This window comes from Aeromicrobium sp. JJY06, assembly GCF_044069275.1.
Taxonomy (GTDB): Bacteria; Actinomycetota; Actinomycetes; order Propionibacteriales; family Nocardioidaceae; genus Aeromicrobium; species Aeromicrobium tamlense.
In genome coordinates this window covers 2,285,330-2,300,041 of record NZ_JBIMRD010000001.1, presented here as the reverse complement: position 1 = coordinate 2,300,041, position 14,712 = coordinate 2,285,330, and the positions used below count along the sequence as shown (strand labels likewise).

The window sequence follows — 14,712 nt, the reverse complement described above, 5'->3', positions numbered from 1 at the left end:
CTCATGAGCGCTCCGGCTGAGGTCCCTGATCTGGTCGCCCGCGCCCTGGACCTGTCCCGGCGCCGCGGCTTCATCACCTCCACCCGCAGCGAGACGGGCCGACTGCTGGCGACCTTGGCCGCCTCGCGCCACGGCACCCTCGCCGAGCTCGGCACCGGCTGCGGCGTGGGCTCGGCCTGGCTGTCCAGCGGAGCCCCGAAGGGCGCCCACATCGTCACCGCCGAGCTCGATCCCGGCCTCGCCGAGGACGTGCAGGGCATCTTCCACGACGCCTCGAACGTCGAGGTCACGTGCGGCGACTGGACCGTGCTCGAGCAGTACGCGCCGTTCTCCCTGCTGTTCGTGGACGTGCGCGACGTCATGGCCAGCATCGACGTGATGGCCGACCTCCTCGAGCCCGGCGGCATCGCCGTGCTCGACGACTTCGTCCCCTCGGCGTTCTGGCCGCCGATCGTCGACGGCCAGGTCGACACGATCCGCGAGCAGTGGCTCACCGACGAGCGCTTCGCCGCCGTCGAGATGCTGATCGACCCCGACGCCAGCCTCATCATCGCCACGCGCCGCTGACGCGACCGGCACGGGCGAACCCCTCGCCGTCCTACTCTCGGCCCAACGGGTCATCGAGACCCCGACGGAGGAGGAGTCGTCATGTCCGAACCGACCTACGCCCACACCACCAGTCCGCGAGGCGTCCGCACCGTCGGACTGCTGTCGATCATCGCCGGCATCGTCCTCGTCGTAGCCGGGGCCGCCACGTGGTGGGTCGTCACCGACCAGCTGAAGGCCCAGAACATCACCGTCTCCGAGGACGCCGAGTGGTTCGGCGGCAAGCAGGTGAACGGCCCGCTCGACGCCTACTCGCAGGCGCAGGTGATCGACAAGCACGCCCTCGAGGCGACGGGTGGCAAGACCTACGCCGAGCTGGAGCAGGACGACCCACTGCGCGAGGTCGCGATGAACGCCTCGTTCCTGCGTGCCTCGCTGTTCACGTCGGTGGTCGCCTACGGCGTCGCGCTGTTCGCGGCCGGCATGGGTCTCATGTGGATCCTGATGGGCTGGTCGCTGCGTCGCCTCGCGCCCTGAGCGGACGTCAGGTCGTGGCCGGCTCGGCGGCCGCGACCCGGCGCACCTCGAACCACGGCAGGAAGAGCTGCACGATCGGGCCGATGGCCACGGCATAGAGCACCGTGCCGATGCCCACCGTGCCGCCCAGCAGGAAGCCCGTGGCGAGGACGGCCAGCTCGAGCATCGTGCGCACGCGCCGCACGCTCGCGCCGGTGCGTCGGACGATGCCGGTCCACAGGCCGTCGCGCGGGCCCGGGCCCAGGCCCGCTCCGACGTACATGGCGCCCGCCATGCCGTTGCCGACGACGCCGGCCACCAGCATCGCCGTGCCCCACACCGGACCCGAGGCCTCGGGCAGGACCGCCAGGGTGGCGTCGGCCGCCAGGCCGATCACCACGACGTTCGCGATCGTGCCGAAGCCCGGACGCTGGCGCAGCGGGATCCAGGCCAGCAGCACGAGTGCCCCGACGAGGATGACGACCTGCCCGAACGTCAGCGGCAGGTGGTGGGTCAGACCCTCGTGGAAGACGTCCCACGGGTCGAGCCCCATGCCGGCCCGCACCAGCAGGGCCATGGTCGCGCCGTAGAGCCACAGCCCGACGAAGAGCTGCACGAGACGGCGCGTCATCGCCGCGCCTCGGGCCGGCGCAGGATCGGCGCGGTGGGCAGCCGACGCAGCCCGTCGCGTCGCACGACGCGCACGGTGGCCGCGATCCCCCACATCGCGAGGGCCATCAGGATCATCCACAGGAGCACCCTCTCACTCTGCGCCGAACTGGACTTGGATTCCATAGCCAATCCTGCCAAAGTGGCCTCATGGCCCGTGCCACCGCCCTCTCCGCCCGCCGTCTCGCGTCGATGCTCGGCGACGCCGACCCCGGAGCCGGCCCCGCCTACCGCCGGCTCGCCACCCAGATCCGCGGCGCGGTGATGGACGGGCGCATCCCGTCGGGGACGACCCTGCCGAGCGAGCGCTCGCTGGCCGAGGCCACCGGGCTGAGCCGCACCACCACCACGCGCGCCTACGAGGTGCTGCGCGAGAGTCGCCTGGTGCGCACACGGCAGGGCTCCGGAACCGTGGTCGAGCTGCCCGTCGGCCGCGCGGGCTCGACGAGCATGCTGGCGCGACCCTCGCGCCACGACGGCATCGCCCTCACCGCCGCGGCGTCGGAGGCGCCGGAGGGCTTCGCCGCCCTGATCCAGCGGGCGATGACCAGCCTGCCCGCGCTGCTGGCGACCGACGGCTACCTGCCGGACGGCCTGCCGATCCTGCGCGAGAGGCTCGCCGCCCGGTACACGAGCCACGGTCTGCCCACCGACCCGGAGCAGATCGTCGTCACGACCGGCGCCCAGAGCGCGCTGTCGCTGCTCGTCTCGGTGCTCGTGCGGCCCGGCGAGCGGGTCCTCGTGGAGGGCTGCGGCTACCCCCATGCGTTCGACCTGCTGGGGCGCGCCGGCGCGCGGCTGCTGCCGCTGCCCACCGGCGACGACCCGTGGCCCGTCGACGAGGTGGCCCGGCTCGCGCCCGCCGCCGGCCTCGCCCTGTTCGTGGCCGACTTCCACAACCCCACCGGCACTCTGATGCCCTCGGCGCAGCGCCGCGAGCTGGCGCGCATCCTGCCGGCGGCCGGCGTCACCACGATCATCGACGAGACCCTGCGCGACGTGAGCCTGGGCGACGCTCCCCTGCCCGAGCACTACGCCGCTCACGACTCGTCCGCGATCGTCGTGGGCTCGGCGGCGAAGTCGCTCTGGGGCGGGCTGCGCATCGGGTGGATCCGCGCTCCCCGCACGTTGGTGCCCCGGCTCGTCCACGCCCGCATGACGCGAGACCTCGGCACGGCCGCGCTCGACCAGCTCGTCATGGCCACCGCGCTCGAGGACGGCGACCTCGACCTGACGGCGCGGCGAGCCGAGCTGCGGCACCGCCGCGACGTCCTCGTCCAGGCCGTCGGCACCCACCTGCCCGACTGGTCGCTGACGCGGCCCGAGGGCGGCCTGACCGCGTGGGCCACGCTGCCCGCTCCCCTGAGCTCGGCGCTCGTCGCGGTGGCCGAGGAGGAGGGCCTGACCCTCACGCCCGGGCCGCGGTTCTACGCGACCAGCGCCGCGGTCGGCGAGCGACGACTGCGACTTCCCTTCGCGCTGGCGCCCCACCAGCTGGAGGACGCGGTGGGGCGCCTCGCCCGGGCGTGGGAGCGCGTCACCGAGGGCCACGCGGGCGCCACCCGCGATCCGGACGCGGTCGACCTCATCGCCTGAGCGTCCGCTCCTGTTGCGGGCCGGTACCGATGCCCGCAGGCTTCTGTGCAGGCCATTTCGCCCCACCCGGGGCACGATCCGCAGGGGGCAGGGCATGGATCTGCTGAGGAAGAAGAGCGTCGACGACGTCATCCACCAGAACGACGAGACGCCGGAGAGCCAGGAGCACGGCAGCCTCAAGAAGAACCTGTCGGCGCTGGACCTGATCGGCTTCGTCATCGGCACGGGCATCTTCACGCTGACCGGCCTGCAGGCGAAGGAGAACGCCGGACCCGGCGTGACGATCTCCTTCCTCATCGCCGGAGCGGTCGCCCTGCTGGCGGCCCTCTGCTACGCCGAGCTCGCCTCGGCCGTGCCGACGGCCGGCAGCTCGTACACCTACAGCTACACGACGATCGGCGAGATCTTCGCCTGGATCATCGCGTGGGACCTCATCCTCGAGTTCGCGCTCGGCGCGGCGGTGGTGGCGCGTGGCTGGTCGGGCTACGTCGCCGGTGTCTTCGACCTTCCGGACAAGTGGTTCGCCGAGGAGGGCTCCGTCGTCAACGTCGGCGCGATCTTCATCGTGTTCGTGCTGGGCTGGGTCGCGCTGCGCGGCATCCGCGAGTCGGCGTGGGTCACGAACGGACTCGTCGTCATCAAGGTGCTCGTGTGCGTGTTCGTCATCGCGGTCGGCGCCTTCTACGTCAACACCGGCAACCTCGTGCCGTTCATCCCCGAGTCGCAGCCCCCGTCGGGCGACGGCGGCTCCTCGAGCAGCCTGCACGCGCCGCTGTGGCAGTTCCTCTCCGGCGTCGAGCCGGCCACGTTCGGCCTCACCGGCATCTTCGTGGCCGCCGCCGTGGTGTTCTTCGCCTACTCCGGCTTCGAGGCCGTGGCGAACCTCGGCGAGGAGACCAAGAAGCCCGAGCGCGACATGCCGCTCGGCCTGCTCGGCACGCTCGGCATCTGCACCGCGCTCTACGTGGGCGTCTGCATCGTCCTGACCGGCATGGTCCACTACTCCGACCTCTCCGAGGGCGATGCCGTCGCCGACGTCTTCGACCAGGTCGGCCTGGAGTGGGCGGGCATCCTCATCGGCATCGCCGCCATCGCCGGCCTGACGTCGGTGATCCTCGTCGACCTCGTCGCCATGCCGCGCATCGGCTTCGCACTGGCACGTGACGGCCTGCTGCCCGAGGCGTTCCGCCGCATCCACCCCACGTGGGGCACGCCCGTCCTGATGACCAGCCTCACCGTGGTGGCGGTGGCACTGCTCGCCGGTCTCGTCCCGATCTCGGTGCTGGCGGAGATGGTCAGCATCGGCACGCTGTTCGCCTTCGTCGTCGTGGCGATCGCCGTGATCGTGCTGCGCCGCACGCAGCCCGACATGAAGCGCCCGTTCCGCACGCCGTGGGTGCCGATCCTGCCGATCGCCACCGTCGCCTCGTGCGTGGGCCTCATGGCCAGCCTCAAGGTCGACACGTGGCTGCGGTTCCTGGTCTGGCTCGCGCTCGGCTTCGTCGTGTACTTCGCCTACGGGTACCGCCACTCGCGGCTCAACAAGTCCCCCGAGGGTGATCCTGCGTGAGCGTCGTCGTCGGGTTCGGCAGCGACACCCGCAGCCTCGCGGCGCTCGACCTCGCGGTCGAGTTCGCGCGCACCACGGGCGAGGAGCTGGTCGTCACGAGCGTGGTCCAGGACAGCTGGGACTCGCTGCGCGACTTCGCCGGCGTGGACGACGAGTGGCGCCGCTACGTCAAGGAGCAGACCGAGGAGGCGCTGGCCATCGCCCGGGCGCACCTGGGCGAGGAGGCCGACGTCGTCACCGTCTCGCGCACCGCGTCGTCAGTGCCGCAGGCGCTGCTGGACGAGAGCCGCGCCCGGAACGCCCGGCTCGTGGTGGCGGGCTCGGCGTCGCACGGCGCCCTGGGCCGCATCGCCTTCGGCAGCACGAACGGCCGGCTGGCGCACAGCTCGGCGATCCCGGTGGCGCTGGCGCCCCGCGGCTTCCACGCCCACGACGGCGGCATCGAGCGACTCGTCGTGGCGGTGGACCCGACCGCGTCGGACGCGGCGCTGAACGGACCGATCGCCTCGCTCGCGCTCTGGCTCAAGGTGCCGGTCGAGATCGTGACGTTCGCCGTGCGCAGCGGCTCGCGCACCGCCTTCGCGGCCTTCGCCGACCAGGGCGTGCGCGAGGCGTGGGCGGCGCTCGTGCGCCAGCATCAGGACCAGCTGGCCGACGGCATCCGCGCGCTCGCGCCCGGCGTCGACGTCACCACGACCCAGGTCACCAGCGCCGAGCGCTGGTCGCTCGCGCTCGACTCGTTCGAGTGGAGCCCCGGAGACCTGCTCGCCGTCGGCTCCAGCCGTCACGGCCCCGTGTCGCGCGTCTTCATGGGGTCCACCGCGACCAGGATCGTCAACCACAGCCCCGTGCCGGTGATCCTGCTCCCCCGCCCTCCGCGCGCCCGCGCGCCCCGCTCCTGACGCACGAACGCGGCGCCCCGCGCCGACACGTGGTCGGACGGGACGCCGCGCTCGGCGACGGAGGACGGACTCAGCGAGCCGCGCTGCCCTCGGTGTAGTCGTCGTCGGCCTGCTTCCACGAGAAGTGCGAGCGCAGGGCCTTGCCGGTGGCCTCGATCGGGTGACCGGCCTCCTTCTCGCGCAGCTCGAGGAACTCCTTGCCTCCGTTGTCCTGGTCGGCGATGAAGCGCTCGGCGAACGCGCCGGACTGGATGTCGCCCAGGACCTGCTGCATGCGCTCCTTGACGCCCGAGTCGATGACGCGGGGGCCGGACACGTAGTCGCCGTACTCGGCGGTGTCGGAGATGCTCCAGCGCTGCTTGGCGATGCCGCCCTCCCACATGAGGTCGACGATCAGCTTGAGCTCGTGCAGCACCTCGAAGTAGGCGATCTCGGGCTGGTAGCCGGCCTCGGTCAGCACCTCGAAGCCCGCCTGGACCAGGTGCGACATGCCGCCGCACAGCACGGCCTGCTCGCCGAAGAGGTCGGTCTCGGTCTCCTCGGTGAAGGTGGTCTTGATGACGCCGGCGCGCGTGCCGCCGATGCCCTTCGCGTACGAGAGCGCGAGGTCCCAGGCCTGGCCCGAGGCGTCCTGCTCGACCGCGATGATGTCGGGGATGCCGCGGCCGGCGACGAACTCGCGACGCACGGTGTGGCCGGGGGCCTTCGGGGCGACCATGATGACGTCGACGCCCTCGGCCGGCTTGATGTAGCCGAAGCGGATGTTGAAGCCGTGGCCGAACACCAGCGTGTCGCCGGTGGTCAGGTTGGGCGCGATCGACTCGGTGTAGACGTGACGCTGCACCTGGTCGGGCGTGAGGATGACGATCACGTCGGACTCCTCGACCGCCTCGGCGACCGGGAGGACGCGCAGGCCCTCGGCCTCGGCCTTGGCCTTGCTCTTGCTGCCGTCGGCCAGGCCGATGCGGACGTCGACGCCCGAGTCGCGCAGGTTGAGCGCGTGGGCGTGGCCCTGGCTGCCGTAGCCGATCACGGCCACGTTCTTGCCCTGGATCAGGGACAGGTCGGCGTCGTCGTCGTAGAACAGTTCAGCCACGATTCTCGGTTCTCCTTGGTTGGGGGTCGAAGGCGCAGGTGCGTGCGCCGGCGCGATGTGGGGTGCGGGTGGGTCAGCCGGCGGCGGTGCCGGGCACGGTACGCAGCGTGCGGTCGGTGATCGACCGCGAGCCGCGGCCGATCGCGACGCGTCCGGACTGCGCGATCTCGCGGATGCCGAAGGGCTCGAGCACGTTGAGCATGGCCGTGAGCTTGCCGGCGTCGCCGGTGGCCTCGATCGTGACCGAGTCCTGCGCGACGTCGACGACCTTGGCCCGGAACAGCTGGACGGTCTCGAGGACCTGGCCGCGGGTCTGCTGGTCGGTCTTGACCTTGATCAGCATGAGCTCACGCTCGACCGCGTTGCCCGAGTCGAGCTCGACGATCTTGAGCACGTTGACGAGCTTGTTGAGCTGCTTCGTGACCTGCTCGAGCGGGAGCTCCTCGACATTCACGACGATGGTCATCCGCGAGATCTCGGGGATCTCGGTGGGACCGACCGCGAGCGAGTCGATGTTGAAGCCGCGGCGCATGAACAGGCTCGAGACGCGCGCGAGGACGCCCGGCGTGTTCTCGACCAGGACGCTCAGGGTGTGCTGGGGCATCAGAGGTCTTCCTCTTCCCATTCGGGGGCCAGATCGCGGGCGATCTTGATGTCGTCGTTGCTCGTGCCGGCGGCCACCATCGGCCAGACCATCGCGTCGCGCTCGACGACGAAGTCGATCACGACGGGCACGTCGTTGATGCTCATCGCCTTGGCGATGACCTCGTCGAGCTCGTCCTCGCTCTCGCAGCGCAGGCCCACGCAGCCGTAGGCCTCGGCGAGCTTGACGAAGTCGGGGATCCGGCGGGCGCCGATGGTCTCGGGGCCGGTGTTGAGGTCGGTGTTGGAGTAGCGGCCCTCGTAGAACAGGGTCTGCCACTGGCGCACCATGCCCAGCGAGGAGTTGTTGATGACCGCGACCTTGATCGGGATGCCCTCGAGGGCGCAGGTGGCCAGCTCCTGGTTGGTCATCTGGAAGCAGCCGTCGCCGTCGATCGCCCACACGACGCGATCGGGGTCGCCCACCTTGGCACCCATCGCGGCGGGGACGCCGTAGCCCATCGTGCCGGCACCGCCGGAGTTGAGCCACTGGCGCGGGCGCTCGTACTTCACGAAGTGCGCGGCCCACATCTGGTGCTGACCGACGCCCGAGGAGTAGATCGCCTCGGCACCGGCGGCGGCGTTGATCCGCTCGATCACGGTCTGCGGGGCGAGGCCGTCGTGCGGCTTCTCGTACGCGACCGGGAACTTCGCCTTCACGCCGAGGATGTACTGGCGCCACTGGTCGTAGTCGCCCGTCAGCCCGTCCTCGTCGGACTGCTTGCGCAGCGCGCGGATGAGGTCGGCGATGACCTCGCGGGCGTCGCCCACGATCGGGACGTCGGCCACGCGGTTCTTGCTGATCTCGGCCGGGTCGATGTCGGCGTGGATGACCTTCGCGCCGGGCGCGAACGTGTCGAGGTTGCCGGTGACGCGGTCGTCGAAGCGAGCGCCCAGCGTGATGAGCAGGTCGGCCTTCTGCAGGCCGGCGACGGCCGCGACCGTGCCGTGCATGCCGGGCATGCCCAGGTGCAGGTCGTGCGAGTCGGGGAACGCGCCGCGTGCCATCAGCGTGGTGACGACCGGGATCTGCGTCAGCTCGGCGAGCATCGCCAGCTCGGCCGACGCGTCGGCCTTGATGACGCCGCCGCCGACGTAGAGGATCGGCTTCTTCGCCTCGGCGATGAGGCGCGCCGCCTCGCGGACCTGCTTGTTGTGCGGGCGCGTGGTGGGGCGGTAGCCCGGCAGCGCGAGCTCGTGCGGCCACTCGTAGGTGGTCATCGCCTGGAGGGCGTCCTTGGCGACGTCGACCAGGACCGGGCCGGGACGACCGGTGGAGGCGATGTGGAAAGCCTCCGCGACGACGCGCGGGATCTCGGCGGGGTCGGTCACCAGGAAGCTGTGCTTCGTGATCGGCATCGTGATGCCGCGGATGTCGGCCTCCTGGAAGGCGTCGGAGCCGATGACGCTGCTGGCGACCTGGCCCGTGACGGCGACGATCGGCACCGAGTCGAGGTAGGCGTCCGCGATCGCGGTGACGAGGTTGGTGGCGCCCGGGCCGGAGGTGGCCATGCAGACGCCGACCTTGCCGGTGGCCATCGCGTAGCCCTGCGCGGCGTGGCCGGCGCCCTGCTCGTGACGGACCAGCACGTGGCGGATCGAGGAGTCGAAGAGCGGGTCGTAGGCCGGCAGGATCGCGCCGCCGGGGATCCCGAAGATGACCTCCACACCGGCCTGTTCCAGCGATCGGACGAGGCTCTGCGCCCCGGTCATCGGCTCCGGTGCCGTCTCGGTCATGGCCCCACTCTTCTCGTCTGCCGGCAGCCCCGTGGCGGCGGCCGGTGCTCGGTTCCCCATCGTATTCCCTGCTTCCTGTCGTCCATTCATCGCATGAAAAAACCCCCGGCCGTGAGGCGACGAGGGCGAGACGCGCGGCGAGGTGCCGTGCGTCAGTGGACTACGAGAAGCAGCGCGTGCATGACTCCAGTGTGCGCCGGGAGGCGCGAGTGGTCAAGTTGTGAGACAAGTCGTCCAGCATCCGGACAGCCGGGCGTCAGTGGAGGGTGCCGAGCGTGGCCTCGTCGAGCGTCCGGTCGGCGAGGACGAGACGGATGCCGTCCGGCACCTCGTGGTCGGGTCCGCGCCAGACGAGGCCCAGCCCTACGCGCTCGGCGGTGCGCCGCGAGGCTTCGTTGTGCTCGAGGAGGTAGGCGACGACGGGCTCGTCGGGAGCGAGCCGCGCGGCCGCGTCGACGCCCGCCCGGGCGACCTCGGTGGCGTAGCCGTGACCGTGGCGCTCGGCTGCGATCCGGTAGTAGAGGTTCCACGTGCCGCCGGGGCGGCGCCGCACTCCCCCGATGCCGACCAGCTCACCGCCGCGGCGCGCGATCCAGTAGCCGAGGCCGTCGCGCTCCCAGTCCGCCGTGTAGTCGGCGATCTGGTCGCGGGTCTGCTGGACGTCGGTGTGCACCCCCGAGGGCAGGTGCCGCCAGACCCGCGGGTCCGCGTTCAGCGCGTGCAGCTCGTCGAGGTCGCCCTCGGACACCGCCGCGAGCTCCAGCCGCTCCGTGCTCAGCCTGGTGAGGTCCATCCCGCTCACCAGGGGAAGGGCTCGAAGTCCTTGAGGAACACGCCGTGCAGGTCGACGCCGGCCTCGCCCTGGACGATCGGGTCGTAGACGCGCGCGGCTCCGTCGACGAGGTCGAGCGGCGCCTTGAAGCCCTCCTGCGCGAGGCGCTGCTTCGTCACGTGCGGACGCTCGTCGGTGATCCAGCCGGTGTCGACGGCGGTCATGAGGATGCCGTCGGACTCGAACATCTCGCGGGCGCTGGTGCGCGTGAGCATGTTGAGCGCTGCCTTGGCCATGTTGGTGTGCGGGTGGCCGGGACCCTTGTAGCCGCGGGCGAACTGCCCCTCCATCGCCGAGACGTTGACGACGTACTTGCGGCGCGCGGCCGAGGCCGCCATGGCGGGACGCAGACGGCTGACGAGGATGAACGGCGCGACGCTGTTGCACAGCTGGACCTCGAGCAGCTCGAGCGCGTCGACCTGACCGACGTGCTGCACCCAGCTGTTCGTGTCGACGAGGTCGGGCAGGAGGCCGCCGGCGTCGATGCGCTCGAGGTCGGCCGAGCCGGCCTCGAGCGCGAGGGCGGTGAGCTCGTCGGCCGTGACGGCGTCGCCCGCGAGCGCGGGGTGCGAGCTGACCGAGCCGACGAGCGAGGCCGGGTGGGCGTCGCTGGTGTGGCCGAAGGTGACGAGCTCGGGGACGAACCCCTCGGGCAACGGCTGCAGCTCGGCGTCGGCGATGGCCTGGTAGGCGCCGGGCTGGCGCTTCACGGTCTGCGCGGCGTTGTTGATGAGGATGTCGAGCGGGCCGGCCGCGGCGACCTCGTCGGCCAGGCCGATCACCTGGGCGGGATCGCGCAGGTCGATCCCGACGATCTTGAGTCGGTCGAGCCACTCGCTGCTGTCGGGCTGGGCGCTGAAACGGCGCACGGCGTCGCGCGGGAAGCGCGTGGTGATCGTGAGGTGCGCGCCGTCGCGCAGCAGCCGCAGCGCGATGTACATGCCGATCTTGGCGCGGCCGCCGGTGAGCAGCGCGCGGCGGCCGGTGAGGTCGGTGCGGGCGTCGCGCTTGGCGTGGCTCAGCGCGGCGCAGTCGGGGCACAGCTGGTGGTAGAACGCGTCCACCACCGTGTACTTCTCCTTGCAGATGTAGCAGCCGCGCGGCACCTGCAGCACGCCCGCGGAGGCACCACGCGCGTTCGAGACCAGCGCGATGCCGGCGGTCTCGTCGTCGATGCGGCGGGGCGATCCGGTGGCGGTGAGCGAGACGACCTCGCGGTCGGCGGCGTTCACGGCGTCGCGCTTGGCCTTGCGGCGCTGCTTCTTGACGTCCTTGTAGAACTTGCCGCAGGCGCGTCGCAGCGCGACGTAGGCCTCGTCCTCGTCACCGAGGTGCTGCGCCTCGCCCAGCACCTTGAGGGCGATCGCGAGCTCGTCGTCGGTGAAGTTCGGCACCGACTGATTCTACGGTGCCGTTCCGCGAGCCTGGCCGCTGAGTGGGCGGTGAGATGTCAACCGATCCCCCGGCCGAGCGGTGAGGCGTCAACCTTCTGAGGTCTGGATTCGGTTGACGACTCACCGCTCACCCAGCGGCGGGAGCCGATCAGCCCGTGACGGCGCCGTGCGCGGCGGAGCTGACGAGCTTGCGGTACTTGGCCAGCACGCCGGAGGTGTACTTCGGCGGGTTGGGCTCCCAGCCCTCCTGGCGACGGGCCAGCTCGTCCTCGTCGATCTCGACGTCGAGGAGCTTGTTCGCGACGTCGAGGACGATCGGGTCGCCGTCGCGCACGAACGCGATCGGACCACCGTCGACGGCCTCGGGGGCGACGTGGCCGACGCACAGGCCGGTGGTGCCGCCGGAGAAGCGGCCGTCGGTGAGCAGCAGGACGTCCTTGCCCAGGCCCGCGCCCTTGATGGCGCCGGTGATGGCGAGCATCTCGCGCATGCCGGGACCGCCCTTGGGGCCCTCGTAGCGGATGACGACGACGTCGCCGGCGACGACGGTGCCGTCCTCCAGCGCGTCCATCGCCGCACGCTCGCCATCGAACACCCGGGCGGTGCCGCGGAAGACCGACTCGTCGAAGCCAGCGCTCTTGACGACCGCGCCCTCGGGGGCGAGCGAGCCGTGCAGGATCGTCAGGCCGCCGGTCTTGTGGATCGGCTGGTCGAGCGGACGGATGACGTCGCCGTCGAGTCCGAGGTCGATGTGCGCGAGGTTCTCGGCCATCGTCTTGCCGGTGACGGTCATGACGTCGCCGTGCATGAGGCCCGCGTCGAGCAGCGCCTTCATGATCACGGGGATGCCGCCGACCTTGTCGACGTCGTTCATGACGTAGCGGCCGAACGGCTTGAGGTCGCCCAGGTGGGGCACCTTGTCGCCGACGCGGCTGAAGTCGTCGAGCGTGAGCGGCACGCCGGCCTCGCGCGCGATCGCGAGCAGGTGCAGCACGGCATTGGTGGAGCCGCCGAGCGCCATGACCACGGTGATGGCGTTCTCGAAGGCCTCGAGCGTCATGATGTCGCGCGCGGTGATGCCCTTGCGGAGCAGCTCGACGACGGCCTCGCCCGACTTCTTGGCGTAGTCGTCGCGGCGGCGGTCGGGGGCCGGCGGGGCGGCCGAGCCGGGCAGGCTCATGCCGAGCGCCTCGGCCGCGGAGGCCATCGTGTTGGCGGTGTACATGCCGCCGCAGGCGCCCTCGCCGGGGCAGATCGCGCGCTCGATGCGGTCGACCTCGTCGCGGGTGATGAGGCCCTTCATGCAGGCGCCGACGGCCTCGAAGGCGTCGATGATCGTGACGTCCTTGCCGTCGACGTTGCCCGGCAGGGTGGAGCCGGCGTAGAGGAAGACGCTCGACAGGTCCAGGCGCGCGGCGGCCATGAGCATGCCGGGCAGGCTCTTGTCGCAGCCGGCGAGCAGCACCGAGCCGTCGAGGCGCTCGGCCGACATGACGACCTCGACCGAGTCAGCGATGACCTCACGGCTGACGAGCGAGAAGTGCATGCCCTCGTGGCCCATGCTGATGCCGTCAGAGACGCTGATGGTGCCGAACTCGAGCGGGTAGCCGCCACCGGCGTGGACGCCCTCCTTGACGGCCTTGGCGAGGCGGTCGAGCGAGAGGTTGCACGGGGTGATCTCGTTCCAGCTGGACGCGACGCCGATCTGGGGCTTCACCCAGTCGTCGTCGCCCATGCCCACCGCACGGAGCATGCCGCGGGCGGCGGTCTTCTCCAGACCGTCGGTGACGTCGCGGCTGCGCGGCTTGATGTCGATCTCGGGCGTGTCGGGGGTCTCGGCCATACCGGCATCGTACGACCGGCTTTCGCGAGGACGACGCCCGGTCAGAACAGCGGCACGAGCACGAGGGCGAGGAACCAGCTGACGAAGCTGCCGACCAGGACGTACTCGGCGCGCGAGCCGTCGCCCTCGTCCTTGGAGATCTCGGGGAATCGCAGGATGCCCTTGGCGGCCAGGATCGCGGCCACTCCTCCGTAGTTGCCGCCGACGGCGAAGCCGAACACGAGCACGCGCTCGAGGGGGCCGATGACGCGGCCGCCCTTGAGGCGTCGCTCCTCGGCGAGCAGACCGCGGCCGACGTGGTCGAGCACCTCGCGCACGACCGCGTTGGCGGGTCCGATGAGGGCAACGGCGGTGATGACGGCGAGGACGAGCTCGTCGAGGCTGACGCCGGCGAGCGCCGGGACGTCGAGGTCCTCGTACCAGCTGAGCATCGGTGGGCGGTCACGCTCGATCACGGGCGAGGCGATGAGGGCCAGCAGCGCGCCGATGCCCGAGACGACCATGCCCGGGACCCGCCACGACGGAACCGTGCGGGCACTGGCCCACCAGAGGCCGACGACAGCCGGCAGCCAGCCGGCGCCCGGGCCGTAGCCGAGGCCGTACGCGGCGAGGATGACGATCGCGACCATCGCGATGACCTCGAGGACGACGATCCAGAGACGGTCGACGTGGCGGAGGTACTCGGCGAGGCAGATCGCCAGCAGGACGAGGGCGAGCAGGGCCATCAGCGCACCAGCTCCAGTCCGTCGAGCACGGCGTGGGCGCCGCTGCGGCGCAGGGACTGCGAGACCGCCGACGGCGAGATGCCCTCGGCCTCGGCGAGCTCGCGCTGCGTGCGACCCTGCAGGAGGCCGAGCGCGAGGCGTCGCTGGCGGCCGTCGAAGCCGCTGACGACGTGGTCGCGGACCATCAGGTAGGCGTTCACCGTTCCCCCTTCGTGCACCCAGCTGCGCAGGCCGGACTGGCGCCCTTCGCGCCGTTCCACCTGACCGATCGCGTCGCGCGCGTTCCACCAGGCGGGTCCGTCCTGGGTGAGACCGTACTCGGAGCGACCGACGACTTCGATCGTGCCGATGCCGATGCCGACGCGGGCGTCCATCTCCGGCGGGAGCGCGAGCCTCACGGCGAGCGCGGTGACCAGCGCGTCGCGCAGGCTCGCGTGCGTCGACTGGAACTCGTCGCCGATCGTGGGCGCCGGGGCCTGCAGCGATGGCACCAGCTGGGCCGCCGTCTCGAGCGCGGTGATCAGCGCCTCCTGCGCTCCCGATCGGGACGAGGCGGTGCGCGAGGCGACGAGGTCACCGATCAGCGCGACCACCTCTGAAGTCGACGGCTTCATTTCCATGAAATGAAGCATATGACTTTATTT

At 71.3% G+C, this 14,712-nt stretch carries 15 protein-coding genes; 5 read left to right on the top strand and 10 right to left on the bottom strand.

Annotated elements, in window-relative coordinates:
- Positions 1-3 precede the first annotated feature (3 nt).
- Complete coding sequence (locus ACGWYL_RS11310) at positions 4-567, top strand: O-methyltransferase (protein WP_179425304.1); 564 nt, start codon at positions 4-6, stop codon at positions 565-567.
- Between the two features lie 81 nt (positions 568-648).
- Positions 649-1,083, top strand: coding sequence for an aromatic ring-opening dioxygenase LigA (locus tag ACGWYL_RS11305; protein ID WP_395487210.1), 435 nt, complete (start codon positions 649-651; stop codon positions 1,081-1,083).
- 7 nt (positions 1,084-1,090) lie between these two features.
- Here the strand turns inward: ACGWYL_RS11305 and ACGWYL_RS11300 are convergent, their stop codons facing one another.
- On the bottom strand, positions 1,091-1,693 hold the full coding sequence (locus ACGWYL_RS11300; RefSeq protein ID WP_395487209.1) for a YitT family protein: 603 nt from the start codon (positions 1,691-1,693) through the stop codon (positions 1,091-1,093).
- The gene (locus ACGWYL_RS11295; RefSeq protein ID WP_269306328.1) at positions 1,690-1,821 is read right to left on the bottom strand and encodes a hypothetical protein; all 132 of its coding nucleotides are present in this window, start codon (positions 1,819-1,821) and stop codon (positions 1,690-1,692) included. Before ACGWYL_RS11295 ends, ACGWYL_RS11300 begins: the two co-directional genes overlap by 4 nt.
- Positions 1,822-1,881: 60 nt before the next feature.
- Here ACGWYL_RS11295 and ACGWYL_RS11290 point away from each other — a divergent pair, with 60 nt between their 5' ends.
- The 3 genes from ACGWYL_RS11290 (at position 1,882) to ACGWYL_RS11280 (ending at position 5,799) form a co-directional block, all read left to right on the top strand.
- A complete protein-coding gene (locus tag ACGWYL_RS11290) occupies positions 1,882-3,327 on the top strand; it encodes a PLP-dependent aminotransferase family protein (RefSeq protein WP_395487208.1) in 1,446 nt (481 codons plus the stop codon).
- Positions 3,328-3,421: 94 nt separating this feature from the next.
- Positions 3,422-4,897 (top strand): APC family permease, encoded by a 1,476-nt coding sequence (locus ACGWYL_RS11285; protein ID WP_395487207.1) that lies wholly within the window; start codon positions 3,422-3,424, stop codon positions 4,895-4,897.
- Positions 4,894-5,799 (top strand): universal stress protein, encoded by a 906-nt coding sequence (locus tag ACGWYL_RS11280; RefSeq protein ID WP_269306323.1) that lies wholly within the window; start codon positions 4,894-4,896, stop codon positions 5,797-5,799. The genes ACGWYL_RS11285 and ACGWYL_RS11280 overlap by 4 nt, the downstream gene beginning before the upstream one ends.
- A gap of 70 nt (positions 5,800-5,869) precedes the next feature.
- Here the strand turns inward: ACGWYL_RS11280 and ilvC are convergent, their stop codons facing one another.
- From ilvC to ACGWYL_RS11240, 8 genes are all read right to left on the bottom strand, one after another.
- The gene (gene ilvC, locus ACGWYL_RS11275) at positions 5,870-6,895 is read right to left on the bottom strand and encodes a ketol-acid reductoisomerase (protein WP_179425315.1); all 1,026 of its coding nucleotides are present in this window, start codon (positions 6,893-6,895) and stop codon (positions 5,870-5,872) included.
- Positions 6,896-6,968: 73 nt separating this feature from the next.
- Positions 6,969-7,499 carry an acetolactate synthase small subunit gene (gene ilvN / locus ACGWYL_RS11270; RefSeq protein ID WP_179425324.1) on the bottom strand — a complete coding sequence of 177 codons (531 nt, stop codon included), beginning with the start codon at positions 7,497-7,499 and terminating at the stop codon, positions 6,969-6,971.
- A complete protein-coding gene (locus tag ACGWYL_RS11265; protein ID WP_233456579.1) occupies positions 7,499-9,274 on the bottom strand; it encodes an acetolactate synthase large subunit in 1,776 nt (591 codons plus the stop codon). The genes ilvN and ACGWYL_RS11265 overlap by 1 nt, the downstream gene beginning before the upstream one ends.
- A gap of 256 nt (positions 9,275-9,530) precedes the next feature.
- Entirely contained in the window at positions 9,531-10,067 is a 537-nt protein-coding gene (locus ACGWYL_RS11260) for a GNAT family N-acetyltransferase (RefSeq protein ID WP_395487206.1), read from the bottom strand.
- Between the two features lie 5 nt (positions 10,068-10,072).
- Positions 10,073-11,500: an SDR family NAD(P)-dependent oxidoreductase gene (locus ACGWYL_RS11255; RefSeq protein WP_269306317.1), complete on the bottom strand. Its 1,428-nt coding sequence runs from the start codon at positions 11,498-11,500 to the stop codon at positions 10,073-10,075.
- Positions 11,501-11,648: 148 nt separating this feature from the next.
- Positions 11,649-13,343, bottom strand: a complete 1,695-nt coding sequence (ilvD, locus tag ACGWYL_RS11250) for a dihydroxy-acid dehydratase (protein WP_179425330.1) — start codon at positions 13,341-13,343, stop codon at positions 11,649-11,651.
- Positions 13,344-13,384: 41 nt separating this feature from the next.
- Positions 13,385-14,068 (bottom strand): hypothetical protein, encoded by a 684-nt coding sequence (locus tag ACGWYL_RS11245; RefSeq protein WP_179425332.1) that lies wholly within the window; start codon positions 14,066-14,068, stop codon positions 13,385-13,387.
- Positions 14,068-14,688 (bottom strand): SatD family protein, encoded by a 621-nt coding sequence (locus ACGWYL_RS11240; protein WP_190263514.1) that lies wholly within the window; start codon positions 14,686-14,688, stop codon positions 14,068-14,070. Before ACGWYL_RS11240 ends, ACGWYL_RS11245 begins: the two co-directional genes overlap by 1 nt.
- Positions 14,689-14,712 lie beyond the last annotated feature (24 nt).